The sequence below is a fragment of the Micrococcus sp. Alg238-R198 genome (assembly GCF_900537135.1).
Lineage (GTDB): Bacteria > Actinomycetota > Actinomycetes > Actinomycetales > Micrococcaceae > Micrococcus > Micrococcus luteus.
On sequence record NZ_UNRH01000003.1, the window covers coordinates 39,147 to 54,743 of the forward strand.

Annotated in this window: 16 protein-coding genes; 9 read left to right on the plus strand and 7 right to left on the minus strand. The window is 75.5% G+C overall.

Features of this window, described 5'->3' with window-relative positions; translation table 11 throughout:
- The first annotated feature begins 32 nt into the window (after positions 1-32).
- From G6R13_RS03655 to G6R13_RS03665, 3 genes are all read left to right on the plus strand, one after another.
- Positions 33-695, plus strand: a complete 663-nt coding sequence (locus tag G6R13_RS03655; protein WP_061866755.1) for a GNAT family N-acetyltransferase — start codon at positions 33-35, stop codon at positions 693-695.
- Position 696: 1 nt separating this feature from the next.
- Positions 697-2,067: a glutaminase A gene (gene glsA, locus G6R13_RS03660; RefSeq protein ID WP_036339005.1), complete on the plus strand. Its 1,371-nt coding sequence runs from the start codon at positions 697-699 to the stop codon at positions 2,065-2,067.
- A 125-nt stretch (positions 2,068-2,192) separates the two neighbouring features.
- Positions 2,193-2,972 carry a Pr6Pr family membrane protein gene (locus G6R13_RS03665; protein WP_036339002.1) on the plus strand — a complete coding sequence of 260 codons (780 nt, stop codon included), beginning with the start codon at positions 2,193-2,195 and terminating at the stop codon, positions 2,970-2,972.
- Between the two features lie 27 nt (positions 2,973-2,999).
- Here the strand turns inward: G6R13_RS03665 and G6R13_RS03670 are convergent, their stop codons facing one another.
- From G6R13_RS03670 to G6R13_RS03695, 6 genes are all read right to left on the minus strand, one after another.
- On the minus strand, positions 3,000-3,665 hold the full coding sequence (locus G6R13_RS03670; protein ID WP_036314501.1) for an SDR family oxidoreductase: 666 nt from the start codon (positions 3,663-3,665) through the stop codon (positions 3,000-3,002).
- A 98-nt stretch (positions 3,666-3,763) separates the two neighbouring features.
- The gene (locus tag G6R13_RS03675; RefSeq protein WP_036314499.1) at positions 3,764-4,819 is read right to left on the minus strand and encodes a siderophore-interacting protein; all 1,056 of its coding nucleotides are present in this window, start codon (positions 4,817-4,819) and stop codon (positions 3,764-3,766) included.
- Entirely contained in the window at positions 4,816-5,685 is an 870-nt protein-coding gene (locus G6R13_RS03680) for an ABC transporter ATP-binding protein (RefSeq protein ID WP_036314497.1), read from the minus strand. The genes G6R13_RS03675 and G6R13_RS03680 overlap by 4 nt, the downstream gene beginning before the upstream one ends.
- Complete coding sequence (locus G6R13_RS03685) at positions 5,682-6,752, minus strand: iron chelate uptake ABC transporter family permease subunit (protein ID WP_036314495.1); 1,071 nt, start codon at positions 6,750-6,752, stop codon at positions 5,682-5,684. The genes G6R13_RS03680 and G6R13_RS03685 overlap by 4 nt, the downstream gene beginning before the upstream one ends.
- Positions 6,749-7,807, minus strand: coding sequence for an iron chelate uptake ABC transporter family permease subunit (locus G6R13_RS03690; protein ID WP_036314493.1), 1,059 nt, complete (start codon positions 7,805-7,807; stop codon positions 6,749-6,751). Before G6R13_RS03690 ends, G6R13_RS03685 begins: the two co-directional genes overlap by 4 nt.
- 9 nt (positions 7,808-7,816) lie before the next feature.
- Positions 7,817-8,893, minus strand: coding sequence for an ABC transporter substrate-binding protein (locus G6R13_RS03695; RefSeq protein ID WP_036314491.1), 1,077 nt, complete (start codon positions 8,891-8,893; stop codon positions 7,817-7,819).
- Positions 8,894-9,095: 202 nt separating this feature from the next.
- Here G6R13_RS03695 and G6R13_RS03700 point away from each other — a divergent pair, with 202 nt between their 5' ends.
- From G6R13_RS03700 to G6R13_RS03720, 4 genes are all read left to right on the plus strand, one after another.
- Positions 9,096-9,839, plus strand: coding sequence for a ubiquinone/menaquinone biosynthesis methyltransferase (locus G6R13_RS03700; protein ID WP_036314489.1), 744 nt, complete (start codon positions 9,096-9,098; stop codon positions 9,837-9,839).
- Between the two features lie 334 nt (positions 9,840-10,173).
- Positions 10,174-10,902 (plus strand): response regulator transcription factor, encoded by a 729-nt coding sequence (locus tag G6R13_RS03705; RefSeq protein WP_036314541.1) that lies wholly within the window; start codon positions 10,174-10,176, stop codon positions 10,900-10,902.
- Positions 10,903-10,996: 94 nt separating this feature from the next.
- On the plus strand, positions 10,997-12,574 hold the full coding sequence (locus tag G6R13_RS03715; RefSeq protein WP_223247485.1) for a HAMP domain-containing sensor histidine kinase: 1,578 nt from the start codon (positions 10,997-10,999) through the stop codon (positions 12,572-12,574).
- Positions 12,575-12,714: 140 nt separating this feature from the next.
- Positions 12,715-13,140 (plus strand): WGxxGxxG family protein, encoded by a 426-nt coding sequence (locus tag G6R13_RS03720; RefSeq protein ID WP_061866758.1) that lies wholly within the window; start codon positions 12,715-12,717, stop codon positions 13,138-13,140.
- A gap of 93 nt (positions 13,141-13,233) precedes the next feature.
- Here G6R13_RS03720 and G6R13_RS03725 read toward each other — a convergent pair whose 3' ends face one another.
- On the minus strand, positions 13,234-14,157 hold the full coding sequence (locus G6R13_RS03725) for an ArgP/LysG family DNA-binding transcriptional regulator (protein WP_084776531.1): 924 nt from the start codon (positions 14,155-14,157) through the stop codon (positions 13,234-13,236).
- 69 nt (positions 14,158-14,226) lie between these two features.
- Here G6R13_RS03725 and G6R13_RS03730 point away from each other — a divergent pair, with 69 nt between their 5' ends.
- Both G6R13_RS03730 and G6R13_RS03735 read left to right on the plus strand, forming a co-directional pair.
- The gene (locus G6R13_RS03730) at positions 14,227-15,057 is read left to right on the plus strand and encodes a LysE family transporter (protein ID WP_231862037.1); all 831 of its coding nucleotides are present in this window, start codon (positions 14,227-14,229) and stop codon (positions 15,055-15,057) included.
- A 25-nt stretch (positions 15,058-15,082) separates the two neighbouring features.
- On the plus strand, positions 15,083-15,553 hold the full coding sequence (locus tag G6R13_RS03735; RefSeq protein ID WP_061866760.1) for an NUDIX domain-containing protein: 471 nt from the start codon (positions 15,083-15,085) through the stop codon (positions 15,551-15,553).
- Positions 15,554-15,597: the final 44 nt, after the last annotated feature.

Genomic DNA, 15,597 nt, shown 5'->3' on the forward strand with positions numbered 1-15,597 from the left:
ACGCGCCCGGCCCCGTCCCTAGACTGGCGGCCATGACCTCCCCGGACCCCGCTGCGCCGCGCCCCCGCGTCCACGTGCTCACCCTGCGCCCGGATGGAGCCCGTGAGGACACCGCCCGCCGCGTGGGCGCCGTCCTCGCCGAGGCCTTCGCCACGGACCCGTACACGCTCGGGCTCGTGCCCGAGGACCGGCGCGGGCCCCGCCTCGAGCGCAAGTTCACCGCCGCCGTGCGCCAGGGGCTGCGCGCGGGGGCCGACGGCGCCCCGCTGGGCGCCGTGGACGTCGCCGTGGACGCGGCCGACGGCACGCTGCTCGGCGCCGCCGTGTGGACCTCCCCCGCCGCCCCCCGCGGGGTCGACGTGCCGGGCCTGCTGGCGGGGCTGCCCACCGCGGTCGCCGTCCACGGCCGCCACACCCTCGCCCTGAAGCGGATCCAGGCCGCCTGCGAGCGTGCCCGCCCGGCAGGCCGGCACTGGTACCTTGAGGAGGTCGGCACCGTCCCGTCCGCCCGCGGGCGCGGGGCGGCGAGTGCGCTGGTGCGCCACGGCCAGCGCCGCGCGTCGGGTCTGCCCGTGCACCTCGAGGCGTCCGTGCCCGCCACCGTCCCGTTCTATGAGCGGCTCGGCTTCCGTGCGACCGGCCACGTGCCCGTGCCCGGGGGCGAGCCCCTGACCTGCCTGCGCTGGGAGGCCTGAGATGAGACACCCGATCCCCGACTACCTGGCGAGCCTGATCACCGAGCTCGGCGCCGTGAACCCGGGAGAGACGGCCCAGTACATCCCCGTGCTCGCGGAGGCGGACCCGGACCGCCTCGGCATCGCGCTGGCCACCCCCACCGGGCGGCTGCACTCCGCGGGGGACGCGGACGTGGAGTTCACCATCCAGTCCGCGTCCAAGCCGTTCACGTACGCGGCCGCGCTCGTGGACCGGGGCTTCGCCGCCGTGGACCGACAGGTGGGGCTGAACCCCTCGGGCGAGGCCTTCAACGAGCTCTCCCTCGAGGCGGAGTCGCACCGCCCGGACAACGCCATGATCAACGCGGGCGCGCTCGCGGTGCACCAGCTGCTGGTGGGGCCGGAGGCGAGCCGGAAGGAGCGGCTGGACCGGGCCGTGGAGATCATGTCCCTGCTCGCCGGGCGTCGGCTCGCGGTGGACCGGGAGACGTACGAGTCCGAGATGGCGGTCTCGGACCGCAACCTCTCCCTGGGGCACATGCTCCGCAGCTACGGGGTGCTGCAGGACTCGGCCGAGGAGATCGTGGCCGGGTACGTGGCGCAGTGCGCCGTGCTCGTCACCGCCAAGGACCTCGCCGTGATGGGCGCGTGTCTGGCCACCGGGGGCATCCATCCGATGACGGGTGAGCGCGTGCTGCCGTCCATCGTGGCGCGGCGCGTGGTGTCCGTGATGACCTCCTCCGGCATGTACGACGCCGCCGGGCAGTGGCTCGCCGACGTCGGGATCCCGGCCAAGTCCGGGGTGGCCGGCGGTGTGCTCGGCGCGCTGCCGGGCCGCGTGGGGATCGGCGTGTTCTCGCCGCGCCTGGACGAGGTGGGCAACTCGGCGCGCGGCGTGCTGGCGTGCCGCCGCCTCTCCGAGGACTTCCGGCTGCACCTCATGGACGGCGACAGCCTGGGCGGAACCGCCGTGCGCTTCGTGGAACGCGAGGGTGACCGCGTGTTCCTGCACCTGCAGGGCGTGATCCGGTTCGGCGGCGCCGAGGCGGTGCTGGACGCGCTCACGGACCTGCGCACCGGTGCGGAGAAGCCCGGCACCGGCTGGGACGCCGCCGTCTACCCGCGGTGGCAGGAGGCCGCGGCGGACAGCGCGGCGCTCGCGGCCGCGACCGGCGGCGGGGCGGTGTACGAGGCCGCCGCCGTGGCCGCCCAAGACGAGAACGACGGGCCCATCCGCACCGTGGTGCTCAACCTCACGCGGGTGGACCGGATCGACGACGTCGGCCGACGGCTGATCGCCGAGGGCGTGCGCCGGCTGCAGGCCGACGGCGTGCGCGTGGAGGTCGAGGATCCGGAGCGCATCCTGCCGCTGGAGGAGGCCGGCGCCCACTGAGGCGGCGGGGCGGGCAGGAGGGGGGCGCGGCGATGTTCTCCGTCTCGCTCCCTTTCGTTCAACTGCTGTTCATGTGAGAATGGGCGGTCTCATCCCTTGACTCCACCGTTCGAGGACGACCCCCCATGCCCCTTTCCACCCTCCGCGTCAGCCTGCCCTCCCTCCGCCGCACCCGCCCCGCCCCGCAGGGGGTCCGTGAGCGGATCGCGCACGCCGTCGTGTCCCGGCTGCAGCCGCGTCCCGTGCCGCCGGTGGACCGTCGGAGCCGCCTGGCGTGGCACGTCTCGGGGGCACTGCCGCTGATCGGGTGCCTGACCTCGTTCCCCATCGGCATGTCCAAGGACTCCATGGTGATCCCGGGCGTCGGCTATCAGGGCGGTTTCCCCGCGGGCTGGTCCCACGCCCTCAACCAGCCGGCGTACTTCACGTGGCTGTCCAACGCGCTGGTCGCGGGCACGTCGCTGACGCTGGCCGCGCGTCGTGAGGCGCCCACGTCGGACGCGTTCTGGGCCGTGCGCACCGCCGGCCTCGGCTCGGTGATGGTCACGGGGATCGTCTACAACGCGGTGCTGCGCGGCCGCGAACAGGACACCTTCCTCTACCGGTTCAACGACGCGCTGCAGCACATCGTCAACCCCGTGCTCGCCCCGGCGGTGTGGGCGCTGTTCGACCCCCGCGGGCAGATCACGCCGCGGCGCGCCGGGCTGGCCTCGGTCATCCCGCTGATGTGGGCGGCGGCGACCATGGCGCGCGGGCCCCGCATCGACTGGTACCCGTACCCGTTCCTCGACGTGCCGCGGCTCGGCCGACGCAGCGTGGGCGTCGTACTCGCCGGGATCCTGGCCGGCTTCACCGGGCTCATGGGTGTGCTCGGCACCGTGGACCGCCGCCTCGGCCTGGCCTGAGGGGCGGTCCCCGGCGCTGACGGCGCGTCAGTCGCCGCGGACGGCCTCGGCCACGGGCACGTCGCCGTCCACGAAGTCGATCTTCCGGCCCACCGTGCCCGGTTCGTTGAGCACGGCCACGATCGCTCGGGCGACGTTGCCGCGGCTGGCCCCACGCTGCGGGGCATCGGAGTCGGAGAGATCCGGGTCCACGGTGATGCGGCCGGACGGCTCCTCATCGGTCAGGGTGCCGGGACCGAGGATGGTCCAGGCCAGCCCGGAGTCCCGCAGCGCCTCGTCCGCCTCGGCCTTGGCCTGCGCGTAGGCGTAGAAGGGGTCGTCCTCGGGCACGTCGTGGTGCAGGGACGCGCCGAGGTAGGACACCATCACGTAGCGCCGCACGCCCGCGGCCTCGGCGGCGCGCATGCTGGCGACGGCGGCGTCGTGGTCCACGGCCCGGGTGCGCTGGGCGTCCCCGCCGCCCGCGCCCGCGGAGAACACGACGTTGTCCGCGTCGCGCAGCGCGTGGAGCAGCTCCTCCTGGTCCGCCTTCTCGATGTCCAGGACGAGCGGTTCGGCGCCGGCGGCGCGGACGTCCTCGGCGTGGTCGGGGTTGCGGATGATCGAGACGACGTCGTGGCCGGCCTCCGCCAGCAGGGGTGCGGCGAGGAGGGCCACCTTGCCGTGGCCGCCGATGATCACGGTGCGGGTCATGGGGATCTCTCCTTCGGTTCGATCGGGTGCTGGACTTCCACAGTAGGGAGAGCCCGACGCCGGTGCGAGGGTGGAGCGGCGCTCCACCACCCCACTCCTCAGCTCTCCGCCTGGCCCTGCCGCCAGTAGCCCATGAAGGAGACGTGCTTCTTCGGCACGCCGCCGGGGCCCACGCTGAGCCGGCGCAGGGCGCGCACCATCGCGGACTCCCCGGCGAGGAACACGTAGGCCTCGGGCCGTTCGTCGGCCTCGAGGGCGGCGACGGTCCACTCGCGCTCGACGGAGGCCGCGGGCGGCGCGACCGGCCCGCCGGCGTCGTCGGGGTCCACGCCCAGCAGGGCGGCGAGGCGGGCGTGCGCCCAGGACCCCGACGGCGCCCCCGGCGCCCGGCGGCCCACGTGCAGGCGCACGCGGCCCCGGTCCGTCAGCTCCGTCACGGCCCGCCAGTCCCACGGCTCGGGGACGGCCAGGCGCTCGGCGATGAGGTCGGCGGCCTGCCCGTCGTGGGGCAGCTCGAGCACGAGGTCCGCCTCGCCGTCGAACCCGCCGAACGGGTCCGCGAGCTCCTCCGCCACGGACACCAGGGCGGGGACGGCGGTCTCGTCGCCCACGGCCAGCACACGGTGCGCCCCCGTCTGCCGCCAGCCGGACCACGCCGGCGCCTCCGCCGAGGGCACCAGCACGTTCACCGCGTCCCCCGCCTGGACGGCGCGCGCCCAGCGCAGGCCCGGCCCCTGATGCGGGTCGGCGGGGTCGTCCGGGTCGCCGTGCAGCACCACGTCCACGGTCAGCGAGGGCACCTGCCGCCCGTCGAGCCGCACGAGCCCGGCCGAGCGCACCGTGTACGTGCGCATCCAGCCGCGCTCCTCCTCGGGGATGGCCAGGAACCCGGCCCGGAACCCGGCGGACAGGTCCGGGTCCGCCGATGTCCCGCCCGGTGGGGGGATCAGCAGCTTCACGTAGGCGTCCCGGCGCGGCCGCGCGCCCCGGTACAGGGCGTGCAGGTCGGCGACGCCGGGCGGCAGCAGTCCCAGCAGGTCCCCGCTGGCGGCCTCCAGGTCCGGCCCCGCCAGCACGATCCGCCGCAATCCGCGGCACGGCTGCTCCACGGACACCACGCGCGTGTGCGCCACGATCATGCCGTCGGCGCTCATCGGCGGTCCCCGTCCCCGCGCGGCAGCACCACGGGGTGGCCCAGCAGCGGGTCGGCCACCACGTCCGCGTCCAGGCCGAACACCTCGGCCAGCACCTCCGGCACGATCACCTCGCCCGGCGTGCCCTGCGCCACCACCCGGCCCGCGGCCATCGCCACGATGTGGTCCGCGCTGCGCGCCGCCAGGTTCAGCTCGTGCAGCACCGCGACGACGGTCGCCCGGCCCCCGCCGCGCGGGTCCGGGAGCGCGCGCACCAGGTCCAGCACCTCCACCTGATGGCTGAGGTCGAGGTAGCTCGTGGGCTCGTCGAGGAGCACCACCGGGGTCTGCTGGGCGAGCACGAGGGCGAGCCACGCCCGCTGCCGCTGCCCGCCGGAGAGCGTGCCGGCCTCGCGGTCGGCGAGCTCCACGAGGTCGGTGCGCTCGAGCGCCGAGGCGATCGCGGCGTCGTCGCCGGCGGCCCGGCCGCCCAGGAGCCCGCGGTGCGGGTGACGGCCGCGCGCCACGAGCTGCGCCACCGTCATGCCCTCGGGCGCCACGGGATGCTGGGGCAGCAGCGCCACGGTGCGGGCGTAGTCGCGCGCGGACACGCGGGCGGCGTCCCGGCCGAGCACCTCGATGCTCCCGGCGCGCGGGGCGAGCTGGCGGGTCAGGCCGCGCAGCAGCGTGGACTTGCCGCAGCCGTTGGCGCCGATGATCGCGGTGACGCGCCCGGCGGGCACGTCCAGGTCGAGGTCCTCGACGATCGGCGGTGCCGAGGCCGGGCCGTAGCCGAGCGTCAGGCCGCGCAGGCGGATCGCGACGTCGTCGGCGGCCCCGGCGCGCGGTGCGGCGGGGGACGGGACGGTGAGCGGGGGAGCGGTCATGCGGGGCGCACGCCTCCTGGGGTCCGGCCCTGGCGCAGCAGCAGCCAGAGCATGAGCGGGGCGCCGGCGGCGCCGGTGAGCACACCGGTGGGCAGGGCGGCGCCGGTGAGCAGGGGGACGGCCTCGCCGGCCACGAGGTCCGCGAGCAGCACGAGCGCGGCGCCCGTGAGCGCCGCCGCGGGCAGGGAGGGCAGGCCGCGGGTGAGCCCGCGCGCCACCGGGGTGGCCAGCAGCGCGACGAACGCCAGCGGCCCCACGACGGCGGTCGCCACGGCGGCCAGCACTGCGCCGAGCCCCAGCGCCGCGGCCGAGGTGGGGCGCGCTCGGGCGCCGAGGGCGTGTGCGAGGTCCGGGCCGACGTCGGCCGGGGCCAGCTGCGTGTGGAGCGCCCCCGCCAGCGGCAGGGCGGCCGCGAGCACGCCCGCGAGCAGCGCAATGCGGCCCCACGTGACGCCGTTGAGCGAGCCGGCGATCCAGACGGTGGCCGACTGCAGGTCGTGCTGGGCCAGCGAGAGCATCGCCCCGGCCACCACGGCCTGGCCCGCCGCCGCCACCGCGATGCCGGCCACCACGAACCGTTCGCCCCCCACGGAGCGGGCCGTGGCGAACACGGCGGCCACCGCCACAAGGCCGCCGATCAGTGCCGTGGCGGCGCGCATCAGGTCCGATCCTCCGCCGGTCTGCCCGGCGGTCGCCAGCATCCCCAGCACGACCGCCGCCGCGGCGCCCTGGGTGACGCCCAGGATGTCCGGCGAGGCCAGGGGGTTGCGCAGCGTGCGCCGGTAGAGCGCGCCGGCCGCGCCCAGGGCGGCGCCGGTGAGCACTGCGGCCACGGCGCGGGGCAGCTTCTCCTCCAGCACGATGAAGCTCGCTCCCGGGATCGTCTCCCCGCCCAGGATCCGCACGAGGTCCGGGACGGTCACCTGGTACGTGCCCCACACCACGCGCAGCAGGGCGAGGACCAGCACGGCCACGGCGAGGCCCGCGCAGGCCCGTCCGAGGCGGCGCCGGTCGGAGCGGCGCAGGCGGGCGACGACGTCGTCCGGGGCGGTGTGCTGGAGGTTCATGCGGCCACCCCCGGGCGGCGCAGCAGCGCCAGCAGCACGGGCACGCCGAGCAGGACGGTGGTCACCCCGAGGTGGATCTCCCCGGGCGCCACGACGAGCCGCCCGGCGAGGTCCGCGAGGATCACGAGGACGGCGCCCCACAGGGCGCAGCCGGCCATCAGGGCTCGCGTGCTCGGCGGCCGCAGACGGCGCAGCGCGTGGGGCACGAGCAGCCCCACGAACCCGACCGGCCCGGCCAGCGCCACCGCCGCGGCCGTGAGCAGCACGACCGCGCCCAGCAGCACCGCGCGCACCCGCTCCGGGCGCCCGCCCAGACCGTGCGCGAGGTCGTCGCCGAGGGCGAGGGCGTCGAGCCCGGGGGCCACGGCGACGGCGGCGAGCAGCCCGACGGCGATCACGGGCGCCAGGGCGAGCGCCTCGCCGAGGTCGGCGCGGGCCACCGTGCCCACGGCCCAGAAGCGCAGTCGGTCCTGGACCGTGGGGGAGAGCACGAGCAGCGCCGTGGTGCCGGCGGTGGCGCCGGCGGTGATCGCGGCGCCGGCCAGCACGAGCGCCATGGGGGAGGGGGCGCCGGGTGTCGTCCGGCCCCTCCGCGTGGCGGCCGCCGCCACCGCGTAGCCGAGCGCCGCCGCGACCAGCGTCCCGACGGCGGCCAGCGCCAGCACCCCGAACGTGGAGCCGGCGACGCCGAGCGCCATGCCCGCCGCCACGGCCAGCCCCGCGCCGGCGGAGAGCCCGAGCAGCCCCGGGTCGCCGAGCGGGTTGCGGGTGGCCCCCTGCAGGGCGGCGCCGGCCACGGCCAGCGCCGCCCCCACCAGCGCCCCCGTCACCACGCGGGGCACGCGGGAGGCCACGGCCGCCGCCTCGATGCCCTCCGGCACGGGGTGCCCGGTGAGGACCGCGCCCAGGGTGTCGAGCGCCGTCGTCGCCGGCACGGTGCGCGCGCCGAGGGCGACGCCGGCCACGAGCGCCGCCAGCAGCAGCGCCGCGGGCAGGGCGCCCATCAGCACGCCCGCGCGGACGCGGGCCGGGGAGGCCAGGGCCGTGGACGGCATGGGGAGGGATCAGCCCTGCGCGGTCTTCGCGGCCTCGGCGATCGGCGGGACGACCTTCTCGAGCGCGAACGGGATGGACAGCGGGGAGATCGCGGAGACGGAGAGGACCTCCTGCTCGTCCGTCTGCAGGACGAGGGCGCCGGCCTTCACGGCCGGGATCGAGCCCAGCAGGGGGTCGGACTCGATGGCCTCGCGGACCGAGTCCTGGGCGGCCCAGGAGACGAACACGTCCGACTCCAGCTCGTCCGCGCGCTCGGGCGACCACGTGAAGAAGAACGCCTGGTCCTCCGGGGAGTTCTCCGTCACCACCGGCGCCTGCTCCATGCCGAGCAGCTCGAGGAACTTCGGGCGGTTGTCCACGTCCGTGTAGATGCTGATCTGGTCCGCGGCGGCGGGGTCGATGGTGCCGTAGACGAAGGACGCGCCCTGGAGGCCCGCGTGCTTCTCGCCGGCGTCCTTGATCTGCTGCTCGAGGTCCGCGATGAGCTCCTCCGCCTCCTGCTCCTTGCCGAGCACGCGGCCGATGACCTCCGTGGACTGCTGCCACGAGGTGCCGTAGGCGGGGACGTCCTTCGGGTAGGCCACTGTGGGGGCGATCTTCGAGAGGCGGTCGTAGTCCTCCTGCGTGATGCCGGAGTAGACGGCGAGGATGACGTCCGGCTTCACGGCGGCGATCGCCTCGGCGTCGATGCCGGAGGCCTCGGACCACTGCACGGGCTTCTGGGCGCCCTCGGTCTCGGCGAGCTTCGCGTCGAACCAGTCGGTGGACTTCTCCGCGTTCCCGCCGAACTCCACGGCGGCCACGCCCACCGGCACCACCCCGAGGGCGAGGGCCACGTCCTGGTTCACCCAGGACACGGTGGCCACGCGGGCCGGGCGCTGCGGGATCTCGGTGGTGCCGTAGACGTGCTCGATGCTGCGCGGGAACGCGGCGTCCCCGCCCGCGGCGTCTGACGACGACGCACCGGCCGACGAGGACGAGGCCGAGCCTCCGGCCGGGCCGGTGGAGCACGCGGCGAGCAGGAGGGTGAGCCCGACTCCCCCGCTGGCGAGGAGGGAGCGGCGGGACAGGGGGGACGGTGCCATGGTGGTGGCCTTTCACGGTCGCGACGCGCGGGCGCCGGGCGGAGGGGGTCGGGTCTGCGGTCGGAGGATGCGTCGGCCCTGCCGGGCCGGTATTAGCAAACACCGACGTGAGGTAACTCTGGAAGATTAGGGCAACCTAACTCCCCTGTGCAATCCCGGTGAGGGGCGTCGTCGGGGGAGGTGGGCGGGATACGGTGGCCTGGTGAGCCAGAACCCCCTCCCCGCCCCGCGCGGCGACGCGCAGCGCGGCGCCGCCGACCACCACGACCGGGTCTCCGCGATGTTCGACGCCATCGCCGGCCGCTACGACCTGATGAACGCCGTCATGACATGGGGTCAGGAGCCGCGCCTGGTGCGCCGCACGGTGGCGCGGGCCAACATCCCCGCGCAGGCCCGCGTGCTCGACCTGGCCACCGGCACCGGGGACCTCGCGTTCGAGGTGCTCAAGCAGCACCCCGACGCGCAGGTGGTGGGCGCCGACATCGCCGCCGAGATGATGGAGGTCGGCCGTGCCCGCGCGGGCGGGGACCGCATCGAGTGGGTCGTCGCGGACGCCACGGACCTGCCGTTCGAGGCCGGCTCGTTCGACGCCGTGACCCACGGCTACCTGCTGCGCAACGTCGCGGACATCCCGGCGACCCTCGCCGAGCAGTTCCGTGTGCTGCGCCCGGGCGGCTGGGTCGCGGCCCTCGAGACGTCGCCGGCGCCGGACAACGTGCTCAAGCCCTTCTCCTCCTTCTACATCCACCGGGTGATGCCACAGCTGGCGAAGCTGATCGCCGACCGGCCGGAGGCCTACGCGTACCTGTCCTCCTCGACGAAGGCGTTCCACACGCCGGACGAGGTCGCGGACCTCTTCGCCGAGGCCGGCTTCGTGAACATCGGGCACGAGACCCACATGTTCGGCACCCTGGCCACGCACTGGGCCATGAAGCCGGTCGACTGACGCGGGCCACGCGGCGCGGCGTCAGCACAGGGCGGCCCCGGTGGCGCCGCCGGATGCGTCAGGGCTGTGACGAGTCACGCTGATGTCCGCAATCCGAGAAGACTCTGGGCCGACCCGGCTGATCCGCGTAGCATGGGGCTCCGTCGAGGGGGGATCCGCGCACCCCCCGGCCTCCGGTCGCCGCCCGTCCGCCATCCCCCGGAACGGCGTCGCCCCTCCGTCGCGAGGCGCTCGTCCCCCGCAGCCCGCGACGTCCGCGTGGGCACCGTGAACCGTCTCTTGAACGTAGAGGAACCTTGTGAGCCCCATCCAGAGCACCACCGGCCCGTCATCCATGGCGGAGCTGAAGAAGGTCCTGCCCGAGCTCTCGCACCCGGACGGCGCGCCGGTGCGGGTGCTCGTCGTGGACGACGAGCCGATGATCGCCGACCTGCTCTCCATGGGCTTCACCCTCTGCGGCTGGGAGGTGATCGTGGCCCACGACGGCGCGACCGCCGCCGAGCTGGGCACCGCCGGCCGTCCGGACCTGGCGATCCTGGACGTCATGCTGCCGGACATGGACGGCCTGGACGTCCTGGATCGCCTGCGCGCCCACTGGTCGGAGATGCCCGCCATGTTCCTCACCGCCAAGGACGCGACCGAGGACCGCGTGGCGGGCCTGGCCGCCGGCAGCGACGACTACGTGACCAAGCCCTTCTCCATGGAGGAGGTGCTCATCCGCGCGCACCGGCTCGTGCAGCGCTCCGGCGTGGTCTCGGGCGGCTCCGAGGTGCTCGTGGTCGGCGACCTGGTGATGAACACCCGCACCCACGAGGTGACCCGCGGCGGCGACGAGATCGAGCTGACGGCCACGCAGTACAACCTGCTGAAGTTCCTCATGGCCAACGTCCGCACGGTGCTCTCCAAGGAGCGCATCCTGCAGGACGTCTGGGGCTACGACTTCGGCGGCCGCGCGAACATCGTCGAGCTGTACATCTCCTACCTGCGGAAGAAGATCGACGCGGACCGGGATCCCATGATCCACACCATCCGCGGCGCCGGGTATGTCATCCGGCCTGCCTGAGACCGCCGCGGTCCCGTCGGGGCACGGCAGCACCCGCCGCAGGCGGCCCACGTCGCTGGCCCGACGCATCGGCGCCGGCGTCCTTCTGATCCTGATGGCCACCATCCTGGCCTACTCGTTCTACGCGGCCGGCATCACGAAGGCCCTGCTGACCGAATCCGCCTCCCGGGACGCCTCCGAAGCATGGATCCGCGCCTCGGAGCAGCTGACGGCCCCCTCGCCGGGCGGAGGGGGCGACGGCGGCCCGGGGCAGGGGGACCTCCGCGTGCCGGGCACCCTCGGCCAGCCCGAGGGCACGGTGGTCGCGCTCGTCCCGCTCTCCGGTCTGGAGGAGCATCAGCAGGACGCCCTCATCGGGCACCGGGTCGGTGACGCCGGGGAGTCCGTGCCGCTCACGGCGCGGGAGGCCCACGACCTTCTGCACGCCCTCCGGGACCGGCCGGGCGGGCCGATGCTGGACGCCGTCGTCGGCGACGTCTCCTATCGCGTCCAGGCCCAGACCCTGACCGCGCCGGGCCCCTGGGTGGCCGCGGACCAGGTGCTCGTGGTGGGGGCGCCGACGGGCGCCATGTCCGACGTCACACGGCAGGCGCTGCTCGCGGTCGCCGTCGGACTGTCCGTCACCGTCCTCACCACCGCGATCCTGGTGACCCTGTGGCTGCGTCGGGGACTGGCCCCGCTGCGCGAGGTCGCCGCCGTCGCCGAGCGGGTCGCCCAGGTGGACATGGCCCGCGCCGGGCTCGATCCGGAGGACTCACGCATGCCGCCTCGGCTCCTGCAGGGGCCGGACGAGGTGGCCGTCGTCGCCCAGGCGCTCGAACGGTTCACCGGCTCGGTCGAGGCGGCCCTGGAGCAGCGCCGCGTGCAGGAGCAGCAGATGCGCCGGTTCATGGCGGACGCCTCCCACGAGCTGCGCACGCCGCTCGCCTCGGTGCGCGGCTACGCCGAGATGATCGCGATGACGGAGGAGCTCTCCGCGGCCGGCCGGCGGTCGCTCGACCGGGTGCTGTTCCAGGCCGACCGGATGGCCGCCCTCGTGGACGACATGCTCCTGCTCGAACGGCTCGAGTCCGTCTCGCGCGGCCGGGCCATGGGCCTGGAGCCCTCCGAGGAGGTGGCGCTGGCCGAACGGGTGGATCTGTCCGAGGTGGTCCTCGAGGGGGTGATGGACGCCCGCGCGGCGTGGCCGGACCACACGTGGGTGGTGGACCTGCCCGAGGGGGTGGAGCCGGGCACCCAGCGGTCCGTCACCGGTGACCGGTCGCAGCTGGCCCGCGTGGTCGGCAACCTGCTCTCCAACGCGGCCAAGCACACCCCCGTCGGGACCACCGTCACGGCCTCCGTGCGGCAGGACCAGCCCCGGCCCGGCTTCATGCTCGTCAGCGTCCACGACGACGGCGGCGGCATCCCGGCCGACCGACACGCCACCCTCTTCCACCGCTTCGTCCGCGGCCCCGGGAAGGGCCGGACGGGCCCCCCGGGCACGGAGCCGTCCACGGGTCTGGGTCTGGCCATCGTGCGCTCGATCGCGCGCAGCCACGGCGGGGACGTGACCGTGGCGTCCGAGGGCGGGTGGACGCGTTTCGACGTCGTCGTGCCCTGCACCCCGGGGCGCGCCGGGCCGGGGGCTGCGGGCTCCTGCTGCGGCTCCGCCCGGGCCGGCCGGCCCTGACCCCGGGACGGCAACCGTTGACGTATCCCCACCCCCCTATGCGTACGGTGCCTGTGTATGACCGACAGGGTCGTCCGGGACTTCCGGCCGATCCACCCCGACGCCGGTCGGCGCAGGCCGCCGGTGAGAGGAGCACGATCATGACTGACATCCGCCGCACCGCCACCGCCCTGACCCTCGGCGCCGCCGTCGTCACCGGCCTCGGTGCCCCCGCCGCCGTCGCGCAGACCACGGCCCCGGCCACCGAGACCGCCACCACGGCACCGGCCTCCGAGTCGCCCGCCCCCCAGGAGGAGGAGAAGGACGACAACGGCAACTGGGGCCTGTGGGGCCTGGCCGGCCTGCTGGGCCTCGCGGGCCTGGCCGGTCGCCGCAAGCGTGAGGTGCACGCCGAGCCCGTGCGCCGCGACCACCACGTGGCCGGCGCGCACCGTGACCACGACGTGCACCGCGTGGACGACCGCGCCGGCGACGTGCGCACCGAGGGCGCGGACGCCCGCCGTCGCGAGGCCGACGGCACCCTGGGCGACGCCACCCGCCGCCCGGGCACCGGCGACGCCCGCTGACCCGACCCCGGCCGCCCCGAGCGGCCCGTGACCGCGACCCCCGCCCCTCCGGCGGGGGTCGCGGTGTGTCCGGGAGAGTCTCGAATGCGCCCGTCAGTCCGCGGTGTCCCCCGCCGAGGGCGCGGCGCGCAGCACCGCGTCCGTGAGGCGGTCCAGAGCCGCGGTCCCGGCCGTCCAGCGCTGCCAGTGCAGGTGCACGTCGGCCGCGCCGAGGGCCGGGATCGGCTCGAGGTCGGGGTGCCGGCCCTCGAGCACGCCCGGCGGGATCTGCACCGAGGGGAGCATGCCCCAGCCCAGCCCGAGCTCCACCGCCCGCAGATACGCGTGCACGGACGGCACGAGGTGGGTCGGCGGGTCGGCCACGGGCCGGCCGCGGGTGACGCGGCGCAGCACCGTGTGCTGCAGGCCGTCACGGGGGCCGTAGTCCACGATCGGCAGCGAGCCGAAGTCCACCCGGCCCCGCGCGTCGCGGTGCAGCTCCAGCAGGAAGGACGCGCACACCGCGTGATAGCGCATCGTGCCCAGCGGGGTGGAGGTGCACCCGGCCACGGGCGTGGGGTCGTCCGTCACGGCGGCCACGACCGCGCCGTCCCGCAGCAGGACGGCGGTGTGCTCCTGATCCTCGGACTGCATCTGCAGGACGACGTCGTCCCACGTCGCCGCCTCGCGCAGCACGGGCTCCCACCACGTGTCGAGGGAGTCCGCGTTGAGGGCCACGCGCAGCGGCACGCGGCCTCCGTCGCCGCGGCCGAGCGCGGCGAGCGCCTCGTCCTCGAGTGCGAGGGTCTGCCGGGCGAGACGGAGCAGGCGCTCTCCGGCCGCGGTCGGCCGGACGGGGACGGTGCGGGCCAGGAGCACCTGGCCCACCTGCCGCTCGAGGGCCTTGATCCGCTGCGAGAAGGCCGAGCCGGAGATCCGCAGGGAGTCCGCGGCGGCGTCGAAGGTGCCGTGGTCGACGGCCGCGACGAGGGCGCGCAGGTGGTCGGAGTTCATGCGGTCCAGGGTAGGGGTGGTCATGAAGGATGTCTTCAGATCTTGAAGAAGATCGCGATGGCACGGACGTGGGACGGCTCCTATCCTCGCTCGGTGACCATCTTCGCCACCGGATTCCTGACCTACCTCGCCCTCATCGTCGCCATCGGCGCGCAGACCCTGTTCCTGCTGCGCCAGATCGTCCGACGCGACCGCGTGTGGACCGTCCTGACCGTGTGCTTCGTGGCCGATGTGGCGCTGCTCGTGCTCGGCGCCGGCGGCGTGGGCGTGGTGGCCGAACGCTGGCCGTGGCTCGTGCCCGCGCTGACCGTGGCCGGCGTGGTCTACCTCCTCGCGTTCGCCGTGGGCGCGCTGCGCTCCGCCTGGCGCGGGGACCGGACCCTCACCACCGCGGCCGCGGACGTCGAGGGGACCGGGCACGGCCCTGACCGCATCGACCTCGCGGTCCTCACCGGCGAGCTGCCGCTGATCGACCCGGCGACCGGCCGCCTGGCCGATCGCGAGCCGGCCGGGGCCGGCGTCGGCCGTCACGACGACGGCGCGCCCGGCTTCGGCGCCCCCTCGGGCGGCGGGTCGGTGGCGGTGCGGCAGCGCGTGCAGCCGCGCCGCGTGGCGCTGGACCGCCCGCAGACGCCGCTGCCGCGGATCATCCTGCTGGCGCTGTCCGTCTCCCTGGTGAACCCGCACGCCATCCTCGACACCGTGGTGATGATGGGCACCTTCGCGCAGACGTTCGGGGCGGCGAAGTGGGTGTACGTGGGCGGCGCGGTGGCGGCCTCGCTCGTCTGGTTCACCGCGCTCGGCTGGGGCGGCACCAAGCTCGCCCCGTCCATGGACTCGGCGCGGACGTGGCGGATCGTGGACGCCGTGGTGGGCGTGCTCATGCTGGGAATCGCCGTGAAGGTGGGGCTCACGCTCCTCTGAGCCGCCCGGGGAGGATGATGGGGGCATGAGTCCTTCCCCCTCCGACTCCGCCCGCACGCCGACCGTCGCGGGCGGGGAGGTCATCCGCGTCTCCGCCGTCGTGCTGGCCCGCCCGGACCGCCGCGTGCTGACCGTCCGCAAGGCCGGCACCGCCATGTTCATGTTCCCCGGCGGCAAGCACCTGCCCGGCGAGGCCGCCGTGGACACCGCCGTCCGCGAGGTGGCCGAGGAGACCGGGTTGCGCCTGCGCCCGGACGAGCTGACCCGCCTCGGTGCGTGGGACACCGCCGCGGCCAACGAGCCCGGTGCCGCCCTGCACTCGGAGGTGTTCGCGCTGTGGCGGCCCGTCGCCCGGCACGAGGTCCCCGAGCCGACGGACGAGATCGTCGAGCTGCACTGGATGGACCCCGCCGCCCCGGCCGCACCGGGCGGGCACGGCGTGGCCCCGCTGCTGCACCCCGTGCTGGCCGCCGTCGCCGCCACGCCCCCGTTCTGACGTCCTGGCGGGCCGGCCGGCCCGCGCTGATGTCCGCCCCGGCC